This is a genomic window from Ensifer canadensis (genome assembly GCF_017488845.2).
Classification (GTDB): domain Bacteria; phylum Pseudomonadota; class Alphaproteobacteria; order Rhizobiales; family Rhizobiaceae; genus Ensifer; species Ensifer canadensis.
In genome coordinates this window covers 292,164-318,394 of the sequence record NZ_CP083371.1, presented here as the reverse complement: position 1 = coordinate 318,394, position 26,231 = coordinate 292,164, and the positions used below count along the sequence as shown (strand labels likewise).

The 26,231-nt window shown below is 63.0% G+C and carries 26 protein-coding genes; 14 read left to right on the top strand and 12 right to left on the bottom strand.

The features are described from left to right. Positions 1-27: 27 nt before the first annotated feature. Genes J3R84_RS21125 through J3R84_RS21105 form a run of 5 tightly spaced genes read right to left on the bottom strand, consistent with a single transcriptional unit; the run spans position 28 to position 4,595 of the window. Positions 28-885, bottom strand: a complete 858-nt coding sequence (locus tag J3R84_RS21125) for a transporter substrate-binding domain-containing protein (protein WP_203529723.1) — start codon at positions 883-885, stop codon at positions 28-30. 38 nt (positions 886-923) lie between these two features. Next, entirely contained in the window at positions 924-1,706 is a 783-nt protein-coding gene (locus tag J3R84_RS21120; RefSeq protein WP_203529731.1) for an ABC transporter ATP-binding protein, read from the bottom strand. Then, positions 1,703-2,428 carry an ABC transporter permease gene (locus J3R84_RS21115; RefSeq protein WP_057210052.1) on the bottom strand — a complete coding sequence of 242 codons (726 nt, stop codon included), beginning with the start codon at positions 2,426-2,428 and terminating at the stop codon, positions 1,703-1,705. Before J3R84_RS21115 ends, J3R84_RS21120 begins: the two co-directional genes overlap by 4 nt. After that, positions 2,428-3,147 (bottom strand): ABC transporter permease, encoded by a 720-nt coding sequence (locus J3R84_RS21110; protein ID WP_057210054.1) that lies wholly within the window; start codon positions 3,145-3,147, stop codon positions 2,428-2,430. Before J3R84_RS21110 ends, J3R84_RS21115 begins: the two co-directional genes overlap by 1 nt. Next, positions 3,144-4,595 (bottom strand): M20 family metallopeptidase, encoded by a 1,452-nt coding sequence (locus J3R84_RS21105; RefSeq protein ID WP_113568590.1) that lies wholly within the window; start codon positions 4,593-4,595, stop codon positions 3,144-3,146. The genes J3R84_RS21110 and J3R84_RS21105 overlap by 4 nt, the downstream gene beginning before the upstream one ends. A 173-nt stretch (positions 4,596-4,768) precedes the next feature. Here J3R84_RS21105 and J3R84_RS21100 point away from each other — a divergent pair, with 173 nt between their 5' ends. Together J3R84_RS21100 and J3R84_RS21095 are read left to right on the top strand one after the other, a co-directional pair. Further along, positions 4,769-5,446: a GntR family transcriptional regulator gene (locus tag J3R84_RS21100; RefSeq protein ID WP_051509255.1), complete on the top strand. Its 678-nt coding sequence runs from the start codon at positions 4,769-4,771 to the stop codon at positions 5,444-5,446. Between the two features lie 104 nt (positions 5,447-5,550). Further along, entirely contained in the window at positions 5,551-5,742 is a 192-nt protein-coding gene (locus J3R84_RS21095; protein WP_025429455.1) for a hypothetical protein, read from the top strand. A gap of 46 nt (positions 5,743-5,788) precedes the next feature. On the opposite strand, the gene pdxR is transcribed toward J3R84_RS21095, so the two are convergent. Beyond that, the gene (gene pdxR / locus J3R84_RS21090) at positions 5,789-7,261 is read right to left on the bottom strand and encodes a MocR-like pyridoxine biosynthesis transcription factor PdxR (RefSeq protein WP_113568600.1); all 1,473 of its coding nucleotides are present in this window, start codon (positions 7,259-7,261) and stop codon (positions 5,789-5,791) included. A 153-nt stretch (positions 7,262-7,414) separates the two neighbouring features. On the opposite strand from pdxR, the gene tauA reads away from it, so the two are divergent. From tauA to J3R84_RS21035, 11 genes are all read left to right on the top strand, one after another. Continuing rightward, on the top strand, positions 7,415-8,434 hold the full coding sequence (gene tauA / locus J3R84_RS21085; RefSeq protein WP_113568592.1) for a taurine ABC transporter substrate-binding protein: 1,020 nt from the start codon (positions 7,415-7,417) through the stop codon (positions 8,432-8,434). Positions 8,435-8,514: 80 nt separating this feature from the next. Continuing rightward, a complete protein-coding gene (locus J3R84_RS21080; protein ID WP_057212938.1) occupies positions 8,515-9,327 on the top strand; it encodes a taurine ABC transporter ATP-binding protein in 813 nt (270 codons plus the stop codon). Beyond that, positions 9,320-10,147: an ABC transporter permease subunit gene (locus J3R84_RS21075; protein ID WP_025429459.1), complete on the top strand. Its 828-nt coding sequence runs from the start codon at positions 9,320-9,322 to the stop codon at positions 10,145-10,147. The genes J3R84_RS21080 and J3R84_RS21075 overlap by 8 nt, the downstream gene beginning before the upstream one ends. 157 nt (positions 10,148-10,304) lie before the next feature. After that, positions 10,305-10,691 (top strand): nuclear transport factor 2 family protein, encoded by a 387-nt coding sequence (locus tag J3R84_RS21070; RefSeq protein ID WP_113568594.1) that lies wholly within the window; start codon positions 10,305-10,307, stop codon positions 10,689-10,691. Between the two features lie 25 nt (positions 10,692-10,716). Continuing rightward, entirely contained in the window at positions 10,717-12,114 is a 1,398-nt protein-coding gene (locus J3R84_RS21065) for an NAD(P)/FAD-dependent oxidoreductase (RefSeq protein WP_025429461.1), read from the top strand. Positions 12,115-12,156: 42 nt separating this feature from the next. Beyond that, positions 12,157-13,932, top strand: coding sequence for a sulfoacetaldehyde acetyltransferase (xsc, locus tag J3R84_RS21060; protein ID WP_057212942.1), 1,776 nt, complete (start codon positions 12,157-12,159; stop codon positions 13,930-13,932). A 73-nt stretch (positions 13,933-14,005) separates the two neighbouring features. Next, positions 14,006-15,043: a YeiH family protein gene (locus J3R84_RS21055; protein WP_057212944.1), complete on the top strand. Its 1,038-nt coding sequence runs from the start codon at positions 14,006-14,008 to the stop codon at positions 15,041-15,043. Then, positions 15,043-16,041: a phosphate acetyltransferase gene (gene pta, locus J3R84_RS21050; RefSeq protein WP_057212946.1), complete on the top strand. Its 999-nt coding sequence runs from the start codon at positions 15,043-15,045 to the stop codon at positions 16,039-16,041. Before J3R84_RS21055 ends, pta begins: the two co-directional genes overlap by 1 nt. A 177-nt stretch (positions 16,042-16,218) precedes the next feature. After that, positions 16,219-17,706, top strand: coding sequence for a nucleobase:cation symporter-2 family protein (locus tag J3R84_RS21045; RefSeq protein WP_113568596.1), 1,488 nt, complete (start codon positions 16,219-16,221; stop codon positions 17,704-17,706). Between the two features lie 203 nt (positions 17,707-17,909). Continuing rightward, complete coding sequence (locus tag J3R84_RS21040; protein WP_057212950.1) at positions 17,910-18,296, top strand: CidA/LrgA family protein; 387 nt, start codon at positions 17,910-17,912, stop codon at positions 18,294-18,296. Beyond that, positions 18,286-19,011, top strand: a complete 726-nt coding sequence (locus J3R84_RS21035) for an LrgB family protein (RefSeq protein WP_057212953.1) — start codon at positions 18,286-18,288, stop codon at positions 19,009-19,011. Before J3R84_RS21040 ends, J3R84_RS21035 begins: the two co-directional genes overlap by 11 nt. Before the next feature lie 23 nt (positions 19,012-19,034). On the opposite strand, the gene J3R84_RS38510 is transcribed toward J3R84_RS21035, so the two are convergent. Together J3R84_RS38510 and J3R84_RS21030 are read right to left on the bottom strand one after the other, a co-directional pair. After that, the gene (locus J3R84_RS38510; RefSeq protein WP_025429467.1) at positions 19,035-19,157 is read right to left on the bottom strand and encodes a hypothetical protein; all 123 of its coding nucleotides are present in this window, start codon (positions 19,155-19,157) and stop codon (positions 19,035-19,037) included. Between the two features lie 93 nt (positions 19,158-19,250). Continuing rightward, on the bottom strand, positions 19,251-19,973 hold the full coding sequence (locus J3R84_RS21030; protein WP_225906520.1) for a hypothetical protein: 723 nt from the start codon (positions 19,971-19,973) through the stop codon (positions 19,251-19,253). Here J3R84_RS21030 and J3R84_RS21025 point away from each other — a divergent pair. Then, positions 19,963-21,210, top strand: a complete 1,248-nt coding sequence (locus J3R84_RS21025; protein WP_113568602.1) for an alpha/beta hydrolase — start codon at positions 19,963-19,965, stop codon at positions 21,208-21,210. The genes J3R84_RS21030 and J3R84_RS21025 overlap by 11 nt on opposite strands. A gap of 252 nt (positions 21,211-21,462) precedes the next feature. Here J3R84_RS21025 and J3R84_RS21020 read toward each other — a convergent pair whose 3' ends face one another. The 4 genes from J3R84_RS21020 to J3R84_RS21005 form a co-directional block, all read right to left on the bottom strand. Next, complete coding sequence (locus tag J3R84_RS21020; protein ID WP_207932867.1) at positions 21,463-22,644, bottom strand: Gfo/Idh/MocA family protein; 1,182 nt, start codon at positions 22,642-22,644, stop codon at positions 21,463-21,465. Positions 22,645-22,982: 338 nt separating this feature from the next. Then, positions 22,983-24,035, bottom strand: a complete 1,053-nt coding sequence (locus J3R84_RS21015; protein WP_207932866.1) for a sugar phosphate isomerase/epimerase family protein — start codon at positions 24,033-24,035, stop codon at positions 22,983-22,985. A 144-nt stretch (positions 24,036-24,179) separates the two neighbouring features. Next, on the bottom strand, positions 24,180-25,139 hold the full coding sequence (locus tag J3R84_RS21010; RefSeq protein ID WP_057207583.1) for a substrate-binding domain-containing protein: 960 nt from the start codon (positions 25,137-25,139) through the stop codon (positions 24,180-24,182). A gap of 73 nt (positions 25,140-25,212) precedes the next feature. Continuing rightward, positions 25,213-26,217 carry an ABC transporter permease gene (locus J3R84_RS21005; RefSeq protein ID WP_113569670.1) on the bottom strand — a complete coding sequence of 335 codons (1,005 nt, stop codon included), beginning with the start codon at positions 26,215-26,217 and terminating at the stop codon, positions 25,213-25,215. Positions 26,218-26,231 lie beyond the last annotated feature (14 nt).

Here is a 26,231-nt window from a genome sequence, read left to right as displayed (position 1 = left end):
CGCTGAAAGGCGAAATCGTCGTGTGTTTTATCGCGGCATGACGTCGAAGCCGAACCACTTTTCCGAAAGCGTCTTGATCGTGCCGTCCGCCTTGGCGGCAGCGATTGCCTCGTTGAACAGTGTCTTCAGCTCCGGATCGGTCTTGCGCAGGCCGACGGAACTGCCGCGACCGAGAAAGCCGCCCTGGAACCGGGGACCGGTGGTGGTCATGTCCTCATTGCCCGGCTTTTCGGAAGCCGTCGTCAGGTAAGCCATCGAGGCCATCACCAGGTCGACGCGGCCAGCCGCGAGATCGAGATCGTGCTCTTCGGTCGTCTTGTATTCGCGCACCTCGACGACGCCCTTCAGATATTTGTCGACGAAGGCGGCACCGGTCGAGGCGATCTGGACGCCGATCGTCTTGCCTTCGAGCAGCGGCTTCAACTTCTCGATCTCGGCGGTAGCACCTGCCTCGTTCGAAGCGAGCGAAAACACCACGCCCTTTTCAGGCAGTGATGCGAGCGGACCGGATTTCAGCGTCGCGAACGCCTGGCCCGTCGAACCATAGGAGTCGCTGAAATCGATAACCTGCTCGCGCTTGGCTGTTGCCGACATCCCGGAAATGATCGCATCGAACTTGCTGGCGTTCAGCGCCGGGATCATACCGTCAAAGTTCTGGACGCTGATCTCGCACTCGACCTTCATATGGGTGCAGAGGTATTTGCTGAGCTCGATCTCGTAGCCGTCAAGCGTGCCGTCGGGCTTGGTGAAATTGTAAGGCTTGAAGCCGCCTTCGGTGGCGATCGTCACATGTGTCCAGGTCTTGTTTTCCGCATGCGCGCCATTGGCGGCGAACATCATCGTCGCGATGCACAGGGCCTTCATTGTCGATTTGGTGTGGTTCATTGGTAGTTCCCCTTTTTTGAGTGGTTAGAGCCGCCGGTTCACGCCTTGATGAACCGACGGAAGCGTTCGGATTTGGCGTTGCCAAATACCTCGTCCGGTCGACCGTCTTCCTCGATCTGACCCTGGTGAAGAAAAATGACCCGGCTGGAGACATCGCGGGCGAACCCCATTTCATGGGTCACGACCAGCATCGTTCGTCCCTCTTCGGCGAGCGCACGCATGACGCGCAGCACCTCGCCGACGAGTTCCGGGTCGAGCGCCGATGTCGGCTCGTCGAACAGCATCACGGCCGGACGCATCGCCAGCGCGCGGGCGATTGCCGCGCGCTGCTGCTGGCCGCCGGACAGGTGCGCCGGATAATGATTGCGCTTGGCCGCGATCCCGACCTTGGCGAGAAGGGCTTCAGCCTCTTCGAGGCACTCGGCGCGAGGGCGCTTCTGCACATGGATCGGCGCCTCGATGACGTTCTCCAGCACCGTCTTGTGCGACCAGAGATCGAAGCTCTGGAACACCATGCCGAGCCGTGAGCGGATGCGATCCACCTGGGCACGATCCCTCGGACGGCTCTTGCCGTTGCCGGCAGCAAGCATCTCGATCGTTTCGCCCGCGACCGTGACCTCGCCACGATCCGGCGTTTCGAGCATATTGATGCAGCGAAGCAGTGTCGACTTTCCCGAACCGGACGAGCCGAGGATGGAGACGACCTCGCCTTCGCGCGCGTCGAGCGAGATGCCTTTCAAGACCTCGATCGGACCGAAGCTCTTGTGGATGTCCCGAACGCTGATGGCGACGGGCGCAATGGACGACGCGGGCGAACTCAATGCGCTTCTCCTTCGATGATGGCGGGCAGCACCGCAACCGGCTGCCTGAGATGCGGGCTCAGCCGGAACTCGACGAGCTGCACCAGGCGGGTGAGCAGGAAGTTGATGGTGAGATAGATGGCGCCGGCGACGACGAACACTTCGATCGCGCGGTAGCTCTCCGAGATGATGCGCGCCGCAACGCCGGTCACTTCCATCAGGGTGATGATCGATGCGAGTGAGGTCGCCTTGACCATCGAAATCATCTCGTTGCCGTAGCCGGGCAGCGCCTGCCTGACGCCGAGCGGCAACGTGATGCGCCGGAAGATCATGAAGCGCGACATGCCGCATGCCCTTGCCGCTTCCACCTGTCCAAAGGGCACGGAAAGCAGGCCGCCGCGGACAATCTCGCTGGCATAGGCAGCGGTGTTGAGCGCCAGCGCCAGGACCGCACACCAGTATGGCTCCCTGAGCACGGGCCAAAGCAGGCTGTGTCGGATGGCCGGAAACTGGCTGAGACCGTAGTAGATGATGAAGATCTGCACGAGCAGCGGCGTGCCGCGAAAGACGAAGACATAGGCCTGCGCCAGCCAGCGCAAGGGGGCGGTAGCCGAAAATCGGGCGACAGCGATGCCGACTGCCAGGATCGCGCCGAGGGCAATCGAGTTTGCCGCCAGCAACAGCGTCATGGGAACAGCCGAAACGAGGCTGACAAAGGTTTCTTGAAGGAAGGTCCAGTCCATCAGCTTCTCCTCACGCCGCGGCTGAAATGACGCTCGGCCCGATGCAGGACGGTGCTCGATACCGTCGAGATCATGAGATAGATGCCGCCGGCAATCAGGTAGAAATCAAAGGGCAGCCCGGTGGAGCCGGCAGCAATCTGCGCCTGGCGCAAGAGTTCGGCGACGCCGGTGATCGAGACCAGCGCACTCTCCTTGAGCACCACCTGCCAGACGTTGCCGAGGCCCGGCAGCGCATGCCTGAGGGTCAGCGGAGCGACGATGCGGCGGAACCGGAGCCACCGTGGCATGCCGCAGGCAATCGCCGCCTCTATCTCTCCGGGGTGAACCGCCCTGAAGGCACCCCGAAAGACCTCCGTATGCTGCGCGCCCGAGGTGATCCCGACCGCAAGCATGCCGGCAAGGAAGCCGGGAAAGCCGATGAAGCCTTCAGCGCCGAAGAGATGTCCGACGGCGGAGATTGCAGCGGAGCCGCCGAAATAAAGCAGATAGATCACCAAGAGATCGGGAATACCGCGCAGCACCGTCGTGTAGACGTCGGCAGCGAGGCGCGTCCCTGGTCCGCCCCTCACCTTGGCCCAGGCTCCGAGTACGCCGATGACGGCACCGGTCGCATAGCCCGACAGCGCGATCAGGATCGTCATCATGGCACCGGCAAGGAGGATGTTCCCCCAGCCACCGGGGCCGAAACTGATGAGTTCGAGGATACCGGGCTGAGTCACAAGGTTTGAACTCCCAGTTCCGCGGACCCGGCCGCGCGCGAGGGAAGAGGCGGGTTGACGTCATCGGGGATCGGATTGACGAAAGGCGTGTCGTCGAGACGGCTGCGATGGTCCGCCTTGGCGGCCGCCACCAGTTCTGGGTCCGCCATCAGATCGATGGCAAGGCTCGCCATGGCTTTCGCCGCATGCGCCATGCCCTTGTGCGCGGCCGGCAATTTTCCTTGCGCGACCAACTGCCAGGAATGGCCGGGCGTGCCGATCGCATAGGTCGCACCGCGCATCTGAACCGTCGGGACGACCCAGCTTACGGTTCCGACATCGGTCGAGCCGACGATGCTGCCGTCGCCGCCATAGAGCGGGTAGATCATGTCGCAGAGCGGCTGCCCCTTGCGCGGCGCCAGGCCGAAGCGTGCATAGGACGCGGCGATATCGTCGGGGGAATAGGTCGCCTGAAACTTTCGCGCCGTTTCGAGGTCGGCAGCATCGAAGGCGGCGGGACCCAAATGTTCGAGGCAGGTGTGGAGCCGTGCTTCCAGCGGGGCATTGCCGACGAGATTGGCATCGCCGCTGATCACCTCGTGGCGCACGGTCGTCTCGGTCATCAGTGCTGCCCCTTGCGCGATCTTCTTGACGCGCTCGATCAGGCCGAGCAGATCCGGCAAGGTGCGGGCGCGGATGAGATAGCGCACCGTTGCACGGGCCTGCACGACATTGGGCGCGTCGCCACCGGCATCGGTGATGGCGTAGTGGACGCGGGCGCTCGACGGCATGTGCTCGCGCATGTAGTTGACGCCGACATTCATCAGCTCGACGGCATCGAGCGCGCTGCGGCCGAGATGCGGCGTCGCCGAGGCGTGGGAAGCGCGACCGGAGAAGTGGAAGTTGATCTCGTTGCAGGCAAGCGAGATCGGGTTGTTGACGCCGGAAAAGGCGGCCGGATGCCAGGAGATGGCGATATCGACATCGTCGAAAGCGCCGGCCCGCACCATGAAGCCCTTCGATGAACCGCCCTCTTCGGCGGGGCAGCCGTAATAGCGCACGCGCCCTTTGAGGCCGTTGGCCTTGAGGTAATCCTTGACCGCGGCAGCGGCGAGCATGGAGCCGGAGCCGAGCAGATTGTGGCCGCAGCCGTGGCCGTTGCCGCCCGGCACGACTGGTCGCTCTTCGGCAAGGCCGGCAACCTGGCTCAAGCCAGGGAGCGCATCGAACTCGCCGAGAATGGCGATCACCGGACCACCTTCGCCCGCTTCGCCGATCAGCGCCGTCGGCAGGCCGGCGACATTGCGCTCGATGCGAAACCCCTCCGCCTCAAGCAGGCGGGCATGCTCGCTCGCGGACTGAAGCTCCTCGTAGTTGGTTTCGGGACTGTCCCATACGCGGTCACTAAGCTCGAAGAATTCCGGGCTCTTTTCCTCGACGATCGACCATACGAGTTCGGTATTCTGCATTGGCATTCAGCGTCCCATATGCGATAGTTACCAATATTGGCGCCAATTTAGGATACAAAAATAAATTGCGCAATGGGCGGCGATGGATATTTTCGGTATCGATCGCAGACTCAAGAAGACGATCCCCGAACGAGGCGGGCCCGCAAGGCTCGCCGGCAATCGAGCAAACAGGAATGTCCATGACCGAAATGCAAAGTTTGATCGAGACTGCGGCCAAGGAGCGGGACGTCACCGATCTCGTTCTCGAGGACATTCTGACCGGGGTGCTGCCGGCCGGCACCTGGCTCAAGCAAATCGATCTCGAAAAGCGATACGATTGCACCCGGCCGGAGGTTCGCCGGGCTCTCGACCGCCTGTCGCAGAAGCGGCTGGTCGAGCACGTGCCCAATCGCGGCTATCACGTTTATCAGCCGGACGGCCGGCGTGCGCAGGAAGTCAGCGATATCCGCGTCATCCTCGAAACAGCGGTGGCCGATCTGATGGTGGAACGGGCCACGCCCGAAAGCATCGCCAGGCTGCGCCAACTCGCCAGCCATTTCGACCAGATGACAATGGTCGGCACGGTGCTGGAGCATTACGAGTCCAACCTCGCTTTCCACCGCGAACTGCTGCTTCTGTCAGGCAATCACGAGCTTGTGGACCTCGTTTCCGAAATCCGCCAACGCACCTCTTCGGCACCGGTCTCGCAGTGGCGCACAAGAGCCCGCGTCGAGCGGTCCGCACGCGAGCATCATATGATGGTCGATGCGCTCGAAGCCCGCGATGTCGCCGGCCTCAAACGCCTGATCGAGGCGCATATCCGCCAGACGGGGGATGTTGCCCCAGCTGAAAGCGTTGCGCGCCAAGCATGACGCCCAGCGCTTTCTGGGGGCAAAACCGCCGAATCCCCCTGATTTCTCAGAGTTGTGGCGCTACCGCACAGAACCTAAGCTTGGGCCGAAATTGAGGTTCAGCCATGACAGACACACGCAATCCGCCTGTAACCGATGTCGTAGAGATGCGTGAGGCGCTGGCGGAGTGGTGCACGCAGAACAACTGCACGCAATCGGACCCGCCCGCCAACAAGATCGCGCTCCGGATTTTCGACGTCGCCACCGGGAAAAAACTCAATCGCACAGAAATCCTGGCCCTGCTGTCGAACGGATAGCAACCGTTCGCCGGGTCGCCGCAACGGCGAGAAGTGAGGACCGGTTTCAAGACTGCGCCATTCTGTTTGCCGTCAGCTTCACGCCTTCGGCTATGCGGTCTCTGCCGATCGACGAGTATCCCATGCGGAAAAAGCGGCAGCTTTCCTCGTCGTTCGGAAAGAACGGCGATCCGGATTCGATCAGAACCCCGTCTTCCCGCAGATCGGCCATCAGCCTGTCCGCATCGAGACCGTCAGGGCCTTCGATCCAGAAGGAGGTTCCGCCGAACGCTGCCGAACCGGCGATCTTAAGCCCGTTGGCGTTGAGCGCGTCTGCCATTACCCGATGGCGCAGGTGGTACTCTTCCCGCATCCTGTGAAGCACGGCGTCATAGTGACCGAGCGCCAGAAAATAGGCAGCGGTGCGCTGGAGGTGGCCGGGCGGATGGCGCAGCATCAGGGCACGGAGCGCCCGCGCCTCCCGGATGACGGGCGCCGGTGCGACGAGATAGCCAAGCCGCAGGCCGGGGAAAAGCGACTTCGAAAAGCTGCCGATGTAAAAGACCCGCCCGTTTCTGTCGAAGGCCTTCAGCGCCGGCGACGGTGGCGCGAGAAAGCTCATCTCGAACTCGTAATCGTCCTCGATGATGACGAAGTCCCTGCTTGAGGCGGCTTCGAGCAGTGCTACACGGCGATCCATCGGCATGGTCGCACCCGTCGGCGAATGATGGCTCGGCGTCACAAACACGGCATCGATCTCATGCGGCAGGGCCGCCGGCGGTAGCCCGCCTTCATCGACGTCAAGCACCGTCACCTTTGCGCCGCTCAGTTGCAGCGAGGCGCTCATATCCGGGTGGCAGGGGTTTTCGCACACAGCATGGGACCCGCGCCGCAGCAACAGCTGAATGACGATCCAGAGCGCATTCTGCGCTCCCACCGTCACCAGGATCTCGTCGGGATTGGCCCGGATGCCGCGCCCCGGCAGCGTGCGCGAACAGATGTAGTTGACCAGTTGCACATCGTCAGACGCGGCGAAATCGCCTGCCATGAGTTCGAAATCTTCGCGCGCCAGCGCGCGCCGGGCGCAGTCGCGCCAGGCGGTGAGATCGAACAGCGACGGGTCCATCTGGCCATAGAGGAAAGGATAGGGATACCGCCGCCAGTCGAGCGGCTTGCGCATCTGCTTGGCAACGCGAAAGGTCGAGCGCAGCTTGGACGACCAATCCACCGCATCCGCCCCCGGCTTCGCCACGTCCGCATCAAGCACGTTGAACGGCGGCTTGTCGGCAACGCGGTAGCTGCTGCGGTCGGCCGCATCGAGATAGCCCTGGGTCGCCAACTCCTGATAGGCAAGCGTGACGGTGAGGCGCGAAATGTTGAGATAGCTCGCAAGCTTGCGCGTCGACGGCAGCAGGGCACCGGGTGGCAGCCGCCCTGACAGCACGGCGGAGACGACCGTCTCGCGGATCTGCGCCTGCAGGCTCGTACGGCTCGCCCGGTCGATGAAGAAAATGGTTTCCGAAACCGAGATGCGTGCCACGTCCGATCCCCTATCGGCCAATCTGGACTTATCTAACTTTCAATCTGGCTATAAAGCAAACCGGAAAGCTGCTTTATCCCTTATGGTCGAAAATGAGATCGGCATAACAGTCGACAGATCCCGAAAAACGGGGTCGGAACCAGAGGGAAACAAATGTTCTATTCCAACGCCTTGAAAACCATGGCGGGGGCGGCCACGATTGCGGCCGGCCTCCTGACCTCAAGTCTTGCCCGCGCCGAGACCAATGTGATCATCGGCTACCAGCAGATCGTCGGCCCGTTCATTGCCGCCATCGCCGACGGCCGTTTCGACGCCGCCGCGAAAGAGGCTGGCTATCTCGTCGACTGGCGGCAGTTCAGCTCTGGCGGCGATATCTCGACGGCGCTTGCATCGGGCAACGTGCCGATCGGCGTCATCGGCTCCACCGGCACCACGGCCGCGGCAACGCGCGGCGTCGATCTCGAGCTGTTCTGGATCCTCGACAATATCGGCAAGTCGGAAGCGCTTGTCGCCCGCGAAGGTTCGGGCATCGAGAAGCCGGAAGATCTGGTCGGCCGCTCCGTCGGCGTCCCCTTCGTCTCGACGTCCCACTTCCATCTCCTTGTCGGCCTTGAGCAGGTGTGGAAGGTCGATCCCCGCGAAGTCAACATCCTCAACATGAAGCCACCGCAGATCGTGGCCGCCTGGCAGCGCGGCGATATCGATGCCGCCTATGTCTGGCCTCCGGCCCTGTCGGAACTGCTGAAATCCGGCAAGGTGATTTCAGATTCCGAGGCGATCGGCGCAGCCAGCGTCCCGACCTTCGACGGTCTGGTGGTCGACAAGAAATGGGCAGCTGAAAATCCGAAGTTCATGGCCGCCTTCACCAAGGTGCTGGCCGAAGCCTATGCCGACTACAAGGCAAACGGCGCAAGCTGGACGGCAGACTCCGCACCGGTCCAGAACATCGTCAAGCTCATCGGCGGCGATGGCGCCGGCACCGTCGAAGCGCTGAACTTGCTCTCGTTCCCGACAGCGCAGGAGCAGGCGTCCGAAACCTGGCTCGGCGGCGGTGCTGTGCGCGCGCTCACGGAAAGCGCGAAATTCCTTGCCGACCAGAAGCAAATCGACAAGGCGCTCGACGACTACGCCCCCTACGTCAACAGCGCCTACGCGAAAGAGGCTTCGAAGTAGCCGACGCCCGCTCCTGACCGCCTGTTGGTCAGGAGCGCCGCCAACGCCACTCAACAGCCATTTCTCGAAAGGCCTGCACAATGGAAACTCTGAATGTTAGCAATGTGAGCCTGACCTATCCTGGTCTCTATTCGGACGAGGCGGTCATTGCGCTCAAGGGCGTCAACCTCGAAATCAAGAGCGGCGATTTCGTCGTCGCGCTCGGTGCCTCGGGCTGCGGCAAGACCACGCTGCTCAATCTGATGGCGGGCTTCATGGCCCCGAGCGGTGGTGAAATCACACTTGGAAGCCGCCGCGTCTCCGGTCCCGGTGCCGACCGTGGGGTCGTGTTCCAGAAGCATGCGTTGCTGCCCTGGCTCAATGTCATCGACAACACCGAATTCGGGCTGAAACTGCGCGGTGTCGACAAGGCGAAACGCCACGAGGTCGCCTCCAAGAACCTCGCTCTTGTCGGCCTGCAGGATTTTCACCGGCACATGATCTACCACCTGTCCGGCGGCATGCAGCAGCGTGTGGGCATCGCCAGGGCGCTGAGCTGCGACCCGTCGATGCTCTTGATGGACGAGCCGATGGCGGCGCTCGATGCGCTGACCCGCGAGACCATCCAGGAACTGCTGCTCAAAGTCTGGCAGCTGACCAACAAGATGTTCTTTTTCATCACGCACAGCGTCGAGGAGGCGTTGTTCCTGGGGTCGCGCCTGATCGTCATGTCGCCGCGACCAGGACGGATCACCCACACCTACGAGCTCGATTTCAACAAACGGTTTCTGGAAGAAGGCAATGCCCGTGCAATCAAATCCAGTCGCGACTTCATCGACATGCGTGAACAGATCCTCAGCATCATCTACGGCGACGAACGCCAGTCCGGAAACCCGGAGCTCCTCCATGCTTGAGCGCGTGACGAAAGCCAAGCCGGTCAAGCCGGGCCGGATCTACGGCGCCCCCGGCGAGGGCATGAGCGGACATATCAGCCTGCTGACGGCGCTGACCCTGGTGGCGCTCTGGCTGCTGGTCACCGAGATGCAATGGGTACGGCCGCTGTTTTTGCCATCGCCGCTTGCGGTCTGGGACAAGTTCGTGATCGCGCTGACGGAGGGCGTCTCCAATTCGACCCTCGCCCAGCATACGCTGGCAAGTCTCGGTCGCGTGCTCGGGGCCTTCGCGCTAGCCCTTGTCACCGCGGTTCCGATCGGCATCCTCATGGGCGTGAACCGGGTGATGCGCGGGCTGTTTGATCCGATCATCGAGTTCTACCGCCCCTTGCCGCCACTCGCCTATCTGCCGCTGATCATCATCTGGCTCGGCATCGGCGAGTTCCCGAAGGTGTTCCTGATCTTCCTCGCGATCTTCGCGCCGATGGCAATTGCCGCCCGCGCCGGTGTCCGCTCCGTCTCGATCGAGCAGATCCATGCGGCCTATGCGATGGGCGCTAGCCGCCGTCAGGTCATCAGCCACGTCATTCTCAAGGCAGCGCTGCCGGAGATCTTCACCGGGATGCGCATCGGCATCGGCGTCGGCTGGACGACGCTGGTCGCGGCCGAAATGGTCGCTGCCCATCGGGGCCTCGGTTTCATGGTGCTCAACGCCGCCGAGTTCCTGGCTAGCGACACTGTGATCATGGGCATCATCGTCATCGGCGTCTTCGCCTTTGCCTTCGATCTCCTGATCCGGCGTCTCGAGAAGGCGCTCATTCCCTGGAAGGGCAAGGTGTGACGATGCACCCCGCGACAGAGCGACAACCGCCGAGCGGATAACCGCTCGGCCCTAAAAGGCCCCTCACTCGACACGCAAAGCCGATCCGGCCGGTTCACCCGGCCGCGGCGAAGCCATGCCCGAAAACATCGCCTGCAACGCTTAGGAAACACAAGCCATGATCGCGACCGACCTCTCCGACCTCTTCGACGCCTTCAACCGGCACGACATCGACGGCGTCATGTCCTTCTTCGCCGAAGACTGCGTCTTCAACACGGTGGCCGGCAGCGAAGCGCACGGCACCCGGGTCGAGGGCACTGAGCAGATCGCGACCGCCTTCAGCAGCGTGTGGCAGACGATGCCGGACGCTCACTGGGCCCACCACAGCCATTTCGTCCATGGAGACCGGGCCGTATCGGAATGGACGTTCTCCGGCACGAACGCCGACGGCAGCCGCATCGAGGCCGAAGGCTGCGACCTCTTCACGCTCCGTGACGGCAAGATCGTCCGCAAGCAGGCCTTTCGCAAGAACCGGCCGCTGATTGCGGCCCCCTTCCGCTACTGAGCTCCAGCCAGGCCAGGAAACCGACATGGAACAGCTTGTCAAAACATTGCGGCCGAGCAAGCCCTTCGATCCGGCATACGATCCCAATCGCGCCGCCAATCCCGGCGACGGCAAGGATTATGCGCCGACCTACTGGATCGCAACCGCCGGACCGCCGCCCGCCGATGATGGTCCCGTGCTTGGGGATATCGACGTCGACGTCGCAATCGTCGGCTCGGGATACACCGGCCTCTCCTGCGCCATCCATCTTGCCAAGGAGCATGGCATCAAGGCGACGGTGCTCGAGGCAAACGGCGTCGCCTGGGGCTGCAGCACCCGCAACGGCGGTCAGGCGCAGATTTCGGCGGGCCGACTCAAGCGCTCGCAATGGATCGAGCGCTGGGGCGTGGATGTCGCCAGGAAGCTTCACGTCGAGATCAGCGAAGCCTTCGATCTTTTCCGCGACCTCATCCGCTCGCCGGAAATCGCCTGCGACCCGCAGGATGGCGGGCATCTCTATATCGCCCACCGCAACAAGGTGATGCCGTCGCTGGAAGCCGAATCCCGCGTCCTCAACGACGTCTTCGGCTACCGCACCCGCATCCTCGGCCGCGACGAAATCCATCGCGACTTCGTCCGCGACAACGAGGCGGTGGGCGCGCTTTACGAGCCCGACGGCATGGGCATCCATGCGGCCAAGCTCGCCTTCGGCTATCTCACCCTGGCGCGCAAGCTCGGTGCCCGCGTTCATACCTCGAGCCCGGTTCTCAGCTGCGACCGGAAAGGCGGAGTCTTCCACCTTCGCACCCCCGGCGGGATCGTGCGGGCGAGGGCTGTGTGTTTCGCGACGGCCGGCTATACCTCGCCCGGCCTGCATTCGCTGACGAAGCACCGGCTGATGCCGATCCTCTCCAACTCGATCGTCACGCGCGTACTCACCGACGAAGAGCGGTCGGCGTTGAATTTCCAGACGCATATTCCGCTTACCGACACGCGCACGCTTCGCCACTACTACCGGCTGTTGCCCGACGGGCGCGTGCAGATCGGCAGCCGCAGCGCGATCACCGGCAAAGACGCGGTCAACCCAAAACATCTCGACCGTCTGCTCGAGGGCCTCTACCGCAAGTTCCCGGTGCTGACAGGCATCAAGGTCGACTACTCCTGGTGGGGCTGGGTCGATGTCAGTCACGACATGATGCCGCGCATCTTCCGCCCGGATCCGCAACAGGCGCTGTTCTACGCCATGGGCTACGGCGGCAACGGCGTCATGTACTCGGCCCAGGCCGGACGGCGCATGGCGCAGATGGTCGCCGGCAAGGGCGGTGCCCTCGACCTGCCGATCTTCACCTCCCCTCTCCCCAGCCATGGGCTGCTGACGCCGTTCCGGCGCATCGGCCAGTGGGGGATGTACCGCTGGTACTACCTCAAGGACGAAATCCTCTAGCCGCTCGGTCGGCCCCCAACCCAACATGAAAGGAAACAGACAATGAAAATGACGACCGAAGAGGCTTTCGTAAAAGTCCTCCAGATGCACGGCATCGAACACGCCTTCGGGATCATCGGCTCGGCGATGATGCCGGTGTCCGACCTCTTCCCGAAAGCTGGCATCACCTTCTGGGACTGCGCCCATGAAACCAACGCGGCATTGATCGCCGACGGATACACCCGGGTCACCGGCAACATGTCGATGGCAATCGCCCAGAACGGCCCCGGCGTCACCGGCTTCGTGACCGCAGTCAAGACGGCCTACTGGAACCATACGCCGATGCTTCTCGTCACGCCGCAGGCGGCAAACAAGACGATCGGCCAGGGCGGCTTCCAGGAAGTCGACCAGATGGCGCTGTTTGAGGAAATGGTCTGCTACCAGGAAGAGGTGCGCGACGCGAGCCGCGTTCCCGAAGTCCTCAACCGGGTCATCGAGAAAGCCTGGCGCGGCTGCGCCCCGGCGCAGATCAACATCCCGCGCGATTACTGGACACAGGTGATCGACGTCGAGCTGCCGAGCATCGTTCGGCTGGAGCGCCCCTCCGGCGGCAAGCAGGCAATTTCAGAGGCAGCAAGATTGCTGTCCGAAGCGAAATTCCCGGTGATCCTCAACGGCGCCGGCGTGGTCATCGGCGGCGCGATCGGCGAATCCATCGCGCTGGCTGAGCGTCTCGACGCCCCGGTCTGCTGCGGATACCAGCATAACGACGCCTTTCCCGGCGGCCATCGGCTAGCGGCGGGCCCGCTCGGCTACAACGGCTCCAAGGCGGCCATGGAACTGATCGCCAAGGCCGACGTCGTACTGGCGCTCGGCACCCGCCTCAATCCGTTCTCGACGCTTCCGGGCTACGGCATCGACTATTGGCCGAAGAATGCCGCGATCATCCAGGTCGACATCAACTCCGATCGCATCGGCCTGACGAAGAAGGTGACGGTCGGCATCTGCGGCGATGCCAAGCAGGTGGCAAGCCAAATCCTCGATCAACTGTCGCCGTCGGCCGGCGATATCGGCCGCGAGGAACGCAAGGCACTGATCCACACCACCCGCTCGGCCTGGCTGCAGCAGCTGTCGTCGATGGACCACGAGGACGACGATCCGGGCACCGAATGGAATGCCTCGGCCCGTCGGCGGGAATCCGACCGCATGTCGCCACGCCAGGCATGGCGTGCGATCCAGGCGGCCTTGCCCAAGGACGCCATCATCTCCACCGACATCGGCAACAACTGCGCCATCGGCAACGCCTATCCGAGCTTCGAACAAGGCCGGAAATACCTGGCGCCCGGCATGTTCGGACCCTGTGGCTACGGCTTCCCGTCGATCGTCGGCGCCAAGATCGGTTGCCCTGATGTGCCGGTGATCGGCTTTGCCGGCGATGGCGCATTCGGCATCTCGATGAACGAGATGACCTCCATCGGTCGCGCCGGCTGGCCGCCGATCACCATGGTGATCTTCCGTAACTTCCAGTGGGGAGCCGAGAAGCGCAACACGACGCTCTGGTACGACAACAACTTTGTCGGAACCGAACTCAATCCCAACCTCAGCTACGCGAAAGTGGCCGACGGCTGCGGTCTCAAGGGTGTGACGGTCGACACGCAGGCGGGCCTGACGGCCGCCCTGCAGCAGGCGCTCGACGACCAGTCACAGGGCGTGACCACCTTCGTCGAAGTCATCCTCAACCAGGAGCTGGGTGAGCCCTTCCGCCGCGACGCGATGAAGAAGCCGGTGCAGGTGGCTGGCATCCAGCGCTCGGACATGCGGCCGCAGCAGCACGTCTGACATCCACCCCATGCCCGGCTGATGTCGCCGGGCATGGGCTTCCGACTTGGCGCTTTCAGACGGGAAATTTAACATGAATGCGGTATCCGAAACGACGCGGCGGCTCCAATGGCTGCCCTCGGCCCTGTCGACATACGGCCCTGGTCTGCTGGTGACGGCCGCCGTCGCCATGGCCGCTCAGTTCCTGTCGGATCATTATGGCGCGCCCGCCATGCTGATGGCGCTTCTGCTCGGCATCGCATTCCACTTTCTCTCCGAGGAAGGCAGGTGCGTCGCCGGCATCGAGCTTTCAGCAAAAAAGATCCTCCGGATCGGCGTTGCCCTGCTCGGCATGCGCATCAGCGTCGACCTCTTGATCGGCCTCGGGAGCGGCACCATTCTCCTGCTGGTGGCAGCGATTGCAGCAACGATCCTCTTCGGCCTTGCAGCCGCCAAGATCCTTGGAAGGGGCTGGAGGCTCGCGCTTCTGACCAGCGGTGCGGTCGCGATCTGCGGTGCTTCCGCCGCTATGGCGATCGCCGCCGTGCTGCCGAAGAACGAATTTTCCGAGCGCAATCTGATCTTCACCGTGCTGTCGGTGACCGTCCTCAGCACCCTGGCGATGATCGGCTACCCCATCCTCGCCCAGTCGCTGGGGCTCGATGCGCGCGGCACCGGCATCTTCTTCGGCGGCACGATCCATGATGTCGCCCAAGTGGTCGGCGCCGGCTTCTCGGTCTCGCCGGAGGCCGGCGAGACCGCAACACTCGTCAAGCTCATCCGCGTGACGATGCTGGCACCCGTTGTCCTCATCTTCTCCATCGCCCTTCGAAACGTGCCGCAGGAAGGGGTGGAGGCCGGCAAACGTCCACCATTGCTCCCCGGCTTCGTCGTCGCTTTCCTGATCCTTGCCGCCATGAACTCCGGCGGGATGGTGCCGGCCGCCGTCGCCGAACTCGGCATGGAGGCATCGCGCTGGGCGCTTTTGGCGGGCATCGTCGCCGTCGGCATGAAGACGTCGCTCCGGCGCGTGCTCGACGTCGGCGGCGACGCGGTCGCGCTCATCGTCGCCGAAACGATCTTCCTCGGCGTCTTCATCCTCGGCGGCATGCATTATCTGGGGCATCTCTAATGAAACCACTCGATCGCATCATCGAAACCGCTAAGCAGGCACCGCGCCACATCGTGCTTGCCGAGGGCGAAGACACGCGGGTGGTCGCTGCGGCCATGCGCGCCCGCGCAGAAGGTCTCGCCGAAGTCACGCTCATTGGTCGGCACGAGATCATCGCCGAGCGCCTGCGCGATCACGGCGGCGATGCGCATGCCTTCCGGATCGAAGACCCGGCGACGTCGCCACTGACACAGCAGTTCGCGTTGCGATATCACGACCTGCGCCGGAGCAAGGGCGTCGACCGAGAGATGGCCGAGAAGGCAGTGCGAGAGGACCTGGTCTTCGCAGCCATGATGGTTCGCGAAGACGAGGCGGACGGCACCATCGGAGGAGCGGTGGCAACAACGGCCGATACGGTGCGCACCGCCCTGCAAATCATCGGCCGTGCGCCTGACGCCGGCCTGGTCTCCAGTTTTTTCCTGATGATGTTGTGCCAGCCGCATCACGCCAAGAAGGGCGCCTTCGTCTTTTCCGACTGCGGCCTCGTGGTCGACCCGGATGCTGCCGGTCTCGCCGATATCGCCCGCATGTCGGCTCGGTCCTATCAGGCGCTGCTTGGCGAACGTCCCAAGGTCGCGATGCTCTCCTTCTCCACCAATGGTAGCGCCGCGCACGACCGCGTCTCCAAGGTGGTCGAGGCGACGCACATTGCCCGCGCCGCCAATCCCGACCTGCTGATCGACGGCGAACTGCAGTTCGACAGCGCCTTCGTCGAGGCCGTATCGTCGTCCAAGGCACCCAATTCGGCGCTGCACGGTCAGGCAAATGTCTTCGTCTTCCCCAATCTCGATGCCGCCAATATCGGCTACAAGATCGCCCAGCGCATCGGCGGCGCGACCGCCATCGGCCCGGTGCTTCAGGGGCTGGCCAAGCCCGCCAACGACCTTTCGCGTGGCTGCACGGCCGATGACGTCTTCCACATGATCGCCGTCACGGTGGTCCAGGCAGCGTCGCGATAGCGGCGGCGCTTGACCTATCGCGATGTCCGTTTCCGGACGCACGGATTACCGCTGCCAAACCGAAAACAACTTCAAATCACCCGCATGCAATGGTGCCCAAGATCTCGGCCTACAGTTCGGGCTGCGCGTTTGAGGAGATGCGCAGATTGAACAGAACACGCATCTGGGAGGAGACGCATGGATGTTTCGCATCGAAACGATCACATCGAACAAACGATTGAGCGGCCGGAAGACAAGCGCCTGGGCGCAGGCGCAAACCTCGTCTATGGCCTTCAGCACGTGCTCACCATGTATGGCGGCATCGTCGCCGTCCCGCTGATCATCGGCCAGGCGGCCGGCTTGTCTCCAGCCGACATCGGCCTGCTGATCACCGCGTCGCTGTTTGCCGGCGGCCTGGCGACTATCCTGCAGACGATCGGCATTCCGTTCTTCGGCTGTCAGCTGCCGCTGGTTCAGGGCGTTTCGTTTGCCGGCGTCGCTACCATGGTGGCGATCGTCACCAGCCGCGAAGGTGGCGGATTGCCGGCGGTGATGGGCGCCGTGATGGTGGCGTCACTCGTCGGCCTGGCGATCACGCCGATCTTCTCGCGCATCACGCGGTTCTTCCCGCCGCTGGTTACCGGCATCGTCATTACCACGATCGGCCTGACACTGATGCCGGTCGCGGCCCGCTGGGCCATGGGTGGTAATCCCAACGCGCCCGACTTCGGCAGCGTCAGCAACATCGGCCTGGCGGCGGTGACTTTGCTCACCGTCCTGCTCCTCAGCAAGGTTGGCAGCTCCAGTATATCGCGCCTGTCGATCCTGCTTGCCATGGTCATCGGCACGCTGATCGCCTTGGCTTTCGGGATGACCGATTTTTCCAAGGTCGCCGAAGGTCCGATCCTGGCCTTCCCCTCGCCCTTCCATTTCGGGGCGCCGGTCTTCACGGCCGCGGCGATCGTCTCGATGTTCATCGTTCTCCTGGTCATCCTGGTCGAGACGTCGGCAGACATCCTGGCCGTCGGCGAAATCATCGGCACCAAGGTCGATTCCAAGCGACTGGGCGATGGCCTGCGCGCCGACATGATCTCGAGCCTGTTCGCCCCGATCTTCGGCTCGTTCACGCAGAGCGCCTTTGCCCAGAACGTCGGTCTTGTGGCCGTGACCGGCATCAAGAGCCGCTATGCCGTCGCAACCGGCGGCCTCATTCTGGTGACGCTCGGCATTCTTCCTGTCATGGGGCGGGTGATCGCAGCTGTTCCGCCGGCCGTGCTCGGTGGCGCCGGTATCGTGCTGTTCGGCACGGTGGCGGCGAGCGGCATCCGCTCGCTCTCCAAGGTCGATTATCACAACAACATGAACCTGGTCATCGTCGCCACCTCGATCGGCTTCGGCATGATCCCGATCGCCGCGCCGCATTTCTACGACCACTTCCCGGCCTGGTTCGAAACCATCTTCCACTCGGGCATCAGTTCTTCCGCGATCATGGCGATCTCGCTGAACCTGCTGTTCAATCATTTCAAAACCGGCAACTCCGATCAGCAGTCCGTCTTCGTGGCCGGCACGGAACGCATCATCCGGTATCAGGATATTTCCGCTCTGCGCGACGGTGATCACTATCGCGATGGGAAGCTCTATGACCGCGATGGCAACGAGGTCCCGATGGCGGTGCCCCACCACTAACGCATGTCGCGCAAAAGTGGCCGCGGTTTTGCGCCCCCGACATGCGAAAGAACAAGGGCTTAGAGCAGCAACGCGCTTTGAGCCATCGCGCAAAATATGCAGTAGGCGTGGCCGAAGGATTTCGGCTACGAAGCATCCATGGATGCGGCTGTGTTGCGGAATACGCCGTGGGGACATCACCACTGATCATGCGGGAGACGGCGATGGAAGGACTGTTTGTCATACTGCTCTGTCAACTGGTCGGCGAGATCGTTGTCAGGACGCTCGACCTGAGCATGCCAGCACCCGCACTCGGTATCGTGCTCCTGCTTGTCTATCTCTGGTTTGCCGACAGGAGAGCCGGGTTGGAAGATGGCACCGCCCACACCCGGGTCAGCGGCGTGGCCGACGCTCTGCTCAAGAACCTCGGTGTGCTGTTCGTGCCCCTTGGCGTTGGGGTGATGCAGAACTACCGGCTGATCTACGAATATGCCGGCACGATCGTCGTCGCCGTCGTGGTGTCGACCCTTGTGACTTTGATGGTGACGGTGGGAGCTTTCCTGTTCGCGAGCAGGATGTCGGGCGCAGGAGGGGCTGGCGATGGACACTAGCGGTCGCGTGTTCGAGCTTTGGGTCTATCTCTCGACCAGCCCGCTCACGTGGCTGACCGTGACGATCGGCGCCTATATCGCCGCTCAGCGGCTTGCGGCGCTCAGCGGTTTCAACCCCATCGTCAATCCTGTGCTGATCGCCGTCGTCCTGGTGATCTCGATACTGGCTGCCACCGGGACATCCTATTCAACCTATTTCGACGGGGCGCAGTTCGTGCATTTTGCACTGGGACCTGCGACGGTGGCGCTTGCTGTTCCCCTTTACCGGAACCGGACACTGATCCGGCAGAACCTCGTGCCCGTCGTCGTTGCGCTTGTCGCGGGCAGCCTGACGGCGATCGTTTGCGCCACGGGTGTCGCCATCCTGCTCGGCGCACCTGACAGTGTGGCGATATCTCTGGCGCCGAAGTCGGCAACGGCCGGCATCGCCGTCGGCATCTCGCAGCAACTCGGCGGCGACCCGGCCCTGACAGCGCTTCTCGTCATCTTCACCGGAGTGTTCGGGGCAATCATCGTCACGCCGCTGATGAACCTTCTGCGGATCCGGAATTATGCCGCGCGCGGGTTTGCGGCCGGCCTGACGTCGCACGGCATCGGCACGGCACGGGCTTTCCAGGTCAACGAAATTGCCGGGACGTTCTCGGGCCTTGCGATGGCGCTCAACGGCATATTGACCTCAGCCATCGCCGCCATTGTCCTCGGGCTGCTGCTCTGAGCGCCGCCCTCGGGGACAGTCCGTTACCAGAAGGCACCGTAGAAGGTGACACAGCCGACGACACCGAGCACGATCGCCAGGGATGATCGGATCGTGAAATCGAGCAGCCTGAACTGATATCCAAAGCTTCCAACAGATGGCTTCATGGTTTTCTCCCGTGGTTGTCTTCTGAGCGACTGCGTCCCGGGTACCCGGGTTAGCGGATGGAACGTCGAGACGACGCCTATAGGCTTGCGGCCTCAGGCCGACTTTGCGAATCCACCGTCGTGGTGACGGTAGAAAGTCTTGGCTGCGACAAGCAGCGCTTCTTCGTCCAGCGGACGGCGAAACTCGCGCATGAGAAATCGGGCGAGATGCTGGATCTGCTCGCCATCTCTCGGAATGTCGTACTCGATACAGACAGTCTCAAAAACGCGCCAAAGCATGCCGATTTCCTCCTTGCTCAATGCAGCAAGCATCTCGTCGGGAATTCCGCGCATAAGAACCTCGCTCCGTATTCGCGCCGTCCTGCCCGCGAGCAGGGACCGAATTGCTATTGAGGGATCGATAAACGGGCGCGTCGGCGAATCTGCGGTCACCGCCGCAGTGAGAAGCCAGATGAGCCTGAGAATGACGATTGATGGGTAGCCGGTGATTGGGGCTTTACTGAGGTGATCAGCAGGATCGCCGGAATGCGACCATAGATCCACCTGACGAGCGCGACGAACGGCCCCGATGCCCTGGTCAGGCCCTGCCAAAAGATCGAAAGCCCGTCGTCGATACCGGACAAGGTTCGCCCGAAAGTCAGCGCGCGCTATTGCATTGTAACTGCTCCGTGCACTAGCATCCCCGGCATAAGACAGGAAGCCGGCTGGGGACTGCTTGCACTGCGCTTTGACAGGGGGATGGATGAGCAGGAATACTGGCGGCGTGAGGTTCAATTCGCCTCTCGAGCGAATTCGCAGCGGCGCAATGGTTGCCATGCTTGTGTTTGTGCTGGCCGCATGCGGCGGGCATCCGAAGGGCGTGCTGACGCCGGTCGCAGATACAGCCCCGGATTCAAGCCGGGTCAACATGCTGATCACGACGACGCGCAGCCGGTCGGAAAATCCCGGAGAAATGTATAGCGGCGAGCGCGCCCTGGCGCCCACCTTCGTCGACATGACCGTTTCCATTCCGTCAGACACCGTGCGCAAGGCTGGCGAGGTCGCCTGGCCGAAAAAGCTGCCGCCCAATCCGGCAACGGATTTTGCGACGCTGAAGGCGGACGATCTGGACATGGCCGGCGCCAAATCATGGCTGAGCGCGAGTGTGCGCAAAAGTCCTGACAAGAGCGTTTTCGTCTTCGTTCACGGCTTCAACAACCGCTTCGAAGACTCTGTCTATCGTTTTGCCCAGATCGTCCATGATTCCGGCGTCCACAGCGCCCCCATTCTGATCACGTGGCCGTCTCGCGGCAGCCTGCTTGCCTACGGCTACGATCGCGAAAGCACCAACTACACGCGCAATGCGCTCGAAAACCTGTTCCAGTACCTCTACCGCGACCCGGAAGTGAAGGAGGTCTCGATCCTCGCGCACTCGATGGGCAACTGGCTGGCGCTTGAGGCGTTGCGCCAGATGGCAATCCGCAATGGCGAACTGCCCGCAAAGTTCAAGAACGTCATGCTGGCGGCACCCGATGTCGACGTCGATGTCTTCCGCCAGCAGATCGCCGACATGGGCGAGAAGCACCCGAACTTCACGCTGTTCGTATCCCGCGACGATCGAGCTCTGGCAGTCTCGCGCCGGGTCTGGGGCGACGTTTCCCGGCTCGGGGCGATCGATCCGGAGCAGGCGCCGTTCAAGAAGGAGCTCGCGGACAACAAGATCACGGTGATCGACCTGACGAAGATCAAGGCCGGCGACAGCCTCAATCACGGCAAGTTCGCGGAATCGCCCGAAATCGTTCGCCTCATCGGTTCGCGCATCTCCGACGGCCAGACGCTGACAGACAGCCGGGTCGGTCTCGGCGACCAGATCCTGGTGGCAACGACCGGAACGGCCGCGGCCGTCGGCAACGCGGCCGGTCTGGTTCTTGCAGCACCCGTCGCCGTCGTCGATCAGAACACCCGCGACAACTACGCCGATCACCTCGGCAGTTCGGCTGCGAGAACCAACCGTGCTGCGACGGCGAGCGGATGCGACCCGACGCGACCGACCACGCCGGGATGCAACAGATAAAAGTAGGCTTGGAACCGGCCCCGCAGCTTGAGGCAAACCTGCTGCGGGGTGCTTCGGCATCAACCCGGAAAGGGTATGCGCGCAAAGGTCGAGCGCGGCCGATTGCCTTCCGCCATCCGGAAGTACTTAGAGCATTTCCAGGAAAAGTGCGAAGCAGTTTTCCGTCAGGAAATGCGTAAAAACAAGGAGATAGAGCGTTTCTGTGACTCCGCCCAAACCGGAAACGCTCTAGCCCCCCGGCATGCTTTCCGGCTACACCTTTACCCAGGCGCCGTTTCGTTTTGACGACTGCACGCAGGCATCGACGAAGGCCATGCCCTTCATACCGTCGTCGATTGTCGGATAGGTGACGGCGGCATCGATCGCCTCGCCCTTTCGTTTGGCGAAGATCGCCCGGGCCGCTTCGGTGTAGATATTGGCAAACCCTTCGAGATAGCCTTCGGGGTGGCCAGAAGGAATGCGGCTGACGCGAGCGGCGGCCGGGCCGGAGCCGGCACCAGCCCGGGTGAGCAGCCGCTTCGGCTCGCCGAACGGCGTGTACCAGAGATAGTTCGGGTCCTTCTGCGTCCATTCGAGCCCACCCTTGGTGCCGTAGACCCGCACCATCAGGCCGTTCTCGTGGCCGGGCGCCACCTGGCTGCACCATAAGAGCCCCTTGGCGCGCTCACCGTCCTTGGCCTTGAAGCGCATCATCACATGGGCATTGTCGTCGAGCTGACGGCCTTCGACGAAGCTGTCGAGATCGGCGGCAAGTTCTTCCAGTTCCAGCCCGGAGACGAAGGCGCCGAGATTATAGGCATGGGTGCCGATGTCGCCGGTCGAGCCGCCGGCGCCGGAGCGGGCCGGATCGGTGCGCCAGGCCGCCTGTTTCTGGCCCGACTGCTCGATGTTCTCCGTCAGCCAGTCCTGCGGATATTCCATCTGCACCAGCCTGATAGCGCCGATGTCGCCATTTTGAACCATCGCGCGCGCCTGGCGCACCATCGGATAGCCGGTGTAGTTGTGGGTGAGCACGAACAGCGCATCGCTGTCGTCGGCCGCCTTCTTCAGTTTCTTCGCATCCGAAAGCGTCGAGGTCAGCGGCTTGTCGCAGATCACATGGATACCGCGCTTCAGGAATTCCTTGGCGGCGGCATAGTGCACATGGTTGGGGGTGACGATCGCCACCGCCTCGATGCCGTCCTTCAGCTTGGCCTCGCGGATCGCCATTTGCTTGAAGTCGGAATAGACCCGCGACGGATCAAGCCCGAGCTCGCGGCCGGAGCTTTCGGCCTTGTCCGGCGTCGACGACAGGGCGCCGGCCACCAGTTCGTAGTGATCGTCGAGCCGGGCGGCGATGCGGTGCACCGCGCCGATGAAGGCGCCCGAACCGCCGCCGACCATGCCGAGCCTGATCCGCCGCTCGCGCTTCTCGCTCGTTCCCTCGATTGCCATCGTTTTGTCTCCCTGTTCTGAACCTGCTCTATCGTCTCGTTGTCATCGTCGTGCGGCTGCCCCTCATCCGCCTGCCGGCACCTTCTCCCCGCCAGGCGGGGAGAAGGAATATGCGGCACCCGCTCGCACCGCCAGCCAAGGCAGCAGCGCCAGCGTCAGCTCACATCCCCTCCTCCAGCAGCTGGCAGAAGGGCGATCGCGACGGCGTTTCCTCTCGCTCTGCAGCACCGGGTGGCACGTCCCCTCTCCCCGCTTGCGGGGAGAGGGTTAGGGTGAGGGGCTGCGGCCGGGGCGCGCACTGCGGCTGCGGCGGGCTGCCGCCGAAGCTGTGCTTCGCCTCAGATCCCCAGCAGGCGCCGGTTGGCGGCCTCGTCGGTGCCGCCGTCGGCAAAGTCATCGAAGGCCTTTTCGGTAACCCGGATGATGTGGTGCCTGACGAACTCGGCGCCTTCGCGCGCGCCGTCTTCGGGATGCTTCAGACAGCACTCCCATTCCACCACCGCCCAGCCGGAAAAATCATTGGCCGCCATCTTGGAAAACACCGCGCCGAAATCGACCTGGCCGTCGCCGAGCGAGCGGAAACGCCCGGCCCGGTTGACCCAGCCCTGGTAGCCGCCATAGACGCCCTGCCGCCCGGTCGGGTTGAACTCGGCATCCTTGACGTGGAACATCCGGATGCGATCCTTGTAGATGTCGATGTTGTCGAGATAGTCGAGGCACTGCAGCACATAGTGCGAGGGGTCGTAGAGCATGTTGGCGCGGCCATGGTTGCCGGTGCGCTCTAAAAACATCTCGAAGGTGATGCCGTCGTGCAGGTCCTCGCCCGGATGGATCTCGTAGCAGATGTCGACGCCGCAATCCTCGGCATGGTCGAGGATCGGTTTCCAGCGCCGCGCCAGTTCGTCGAAGGCGGTCTCGACCAGGCCGGCCGGCCGCTGCGGCCAGGGATAGACGAACGGCCAGGCAAGCGCGCCGGAGAAGCTCGCCATCGCATTAAGCCCGAGGTTCTTCGACGCCGTCAGCGCCATCTTCACCTGCTCGACCGCCCATTGCTGCCGTGCCCCAGGATTGCCGCGCACTTCCGGCACGGCAAAACCGTCGAACACCTCGTCATAGGCCGGATGGGTGGCGACCAGCTGGCCCTGCAGATGGGTCGACAGCTCGGTGATCTCGACGCCGTTGTCGCGGGCAATGCCGGACAGCTCGTCGCAATAGGCCTTCGACGTCGCCGCCTTCCGCAAGTCGATCAGCCTGGTATCCCAGGTCGGCACCTGCACGCCCTTGTAGCCGCAATCGGCAGCCCACTTGGTGATCGCCGCAAACGAGTTGAACGGCGCCGCATCCCCGGCAAACTGCGCAAGAAACAGCCCAGGGCCCTTGATCGTTTTCATGATTTTTCCTCGTCTAAGCTGCCGTGACCGGATCGATGTCACGCTGAAGAGGCGCCGGACACAGGGTTGGCCAAGCGCGATTGTGACCTGAAAAATGGGTGCGAAAGGAAAAGGCGCGCCCGACCGACGGGCGCGCCTGGCTTATCAGAACGGAGAATCCGGGAAGTAGAACTGCTCGGCATTGTCCTTGGTCACCAGCGTGGCGTCGAGGATGTATTCGCCGCTGACCGGGACCTGGTCGTAGAACTTGGCAGCCGTGAGCTGCATTGCGGTTGCGACCATCGCCGGCGGATAGAGCACGTCGACCGGGACCATCTTGTCGCCGTCCATGACCTTCTTGATCATGTCCTTCGAGCCGGCACCGGCAACGATGTACTGGATATCCGTGCGCTTTGCCTGGCCGATGGCTTCGAGAACGCCGACCGCCATGTCGTCGTCCTGGCACCAGACCACGTCGATCTTCGGGTATTTGGTCAGGTAGTCCTGCATGACGCGGAAGGCGTCGTCGCGGTTCCAGTTGCCGTACTGGCGGTCGAGAACCTTGACGTTGGAACCGGCAATGCCCTTGTCGAAACCATCCTGGCGCTGCTGGTCGATCGGGATCGGCAGACCGCGGATAACGACGACTTCGGCATCCGGCGTCGTCTTCTTGATATATTCGCCCGCGACCTGGCCGAGCGCCGGGTTGTTGCCGGCGACATAGAGATCGCGGATCGAGCTGTCGTTGACCGACGGCGCGCGGTCGACGAGCGCAACGAAGGCCCCGGAATCCTTGACCTGCTGGATGGCGTTGACCAGCGGATCCGGGTCCGACGGCAGGATGACCAGCGCGTCGAGCCCCTGCACCGCAAGGTCCTGCACCGCATTTGCCTGAGTGGCCGCGTCCGGCGACGTCTTGACGATGACGTTGAGGCCCGGATGCTCCTGCATCAGAAGTTTGGCGACGCGTTCCGCATGGAACACGACGCCGGCCGTCCAGCCATGGTCGGCTGCCGGGATCGATACGCCGATAGTGACTTTCTTGTCCTGCGCCCACGCGCCCGGTGCAGCACCCGCAAAAGCCGCCACGGCGGCAACGGCCAGGCCGATAATTTGTTTACGCATAGTCTCCCTCCCAAGAGTTCCACGGGGCCTCGATTGCAATGAAGCCGGGCTCGCCCCAACGGCCCGGCCAATCTCAGGTGCGGCGCATGAGCGACCGCTGCACCAGCATGGCGATGATGATGATCGCGCCCTGGATGGCGCCGATCAGATATTCGCTGACGAAGTTCGAAAGCAGCATGATGTTGCCGACGATCTCCAGGATGAAGGCGCCGCAGACCGTGCCCCAGACACGTCCGACGCCGCCCCTCAGAGCCGTTCCGCCGACGACGACGGCCGTGATTGCCTGCAACTCCCAGAGGATGCCGGTGGTCGCCGATGTGGAGCCGAGACGCGGCACGTAGAGCAGGACGGCGACGGCGACGCAGAGGCCCTGGATCACATAGGCGATCGTCCTCACGCGGTTGACCGAGATGCCGGAATAGCGCGCGACGTCCTCGTTGGAGCCGACCGCAATGACGTGACGGCCGTAACGCGTGCGATAGAGCACGAAGGCGGCGATCGCTGCGGTCACAAAGATCACGATGATCGGCACGGGCACGCCGGCGACCGAGCCGAAATAGACCGGCCGATAGATCTGCTGGAGTTCGCGGTCCTGCAACGTGATCGCGCCGCCTTGCGACAGCCAGGTCGTCAACCCGCGGTAGATGCCCATGGTGCCGAGCGTGGCGATGAAGGGCTCGATCCGGCCGACGGTGGTGATCAGCCCGTTGACGAGCCCGCACGCCGCACCCAGCACCAGCGCCAGGATCGCGGCGCAGATCAGCATCAACACGGGATCAGCAATAACGCCGCTGTTGATAAACAGGATCATCAGGCTGGCGACGAAGGCGACCATCGAGCCAACGGAAAGATCGAGCCCACCGGACGAAATCACATAGGTTGCACCCAGCGCGATGATGGCGATGAAGGCGCTGCGCGTGATGACGTTCAAAAGATTGGCGACAGAAATGAAGTTCGGATTGGCGAAATAGCCAAGGATGAGCAGCAGTGCCAGCGCGACAAAGGGCGCGATGGCCGCCATATCCCAATCTCGCGACGTTCGCGGAGCGCTCTGCGTTTCGGTTGCAACATTCGTCATCATCGTGTCCCGCG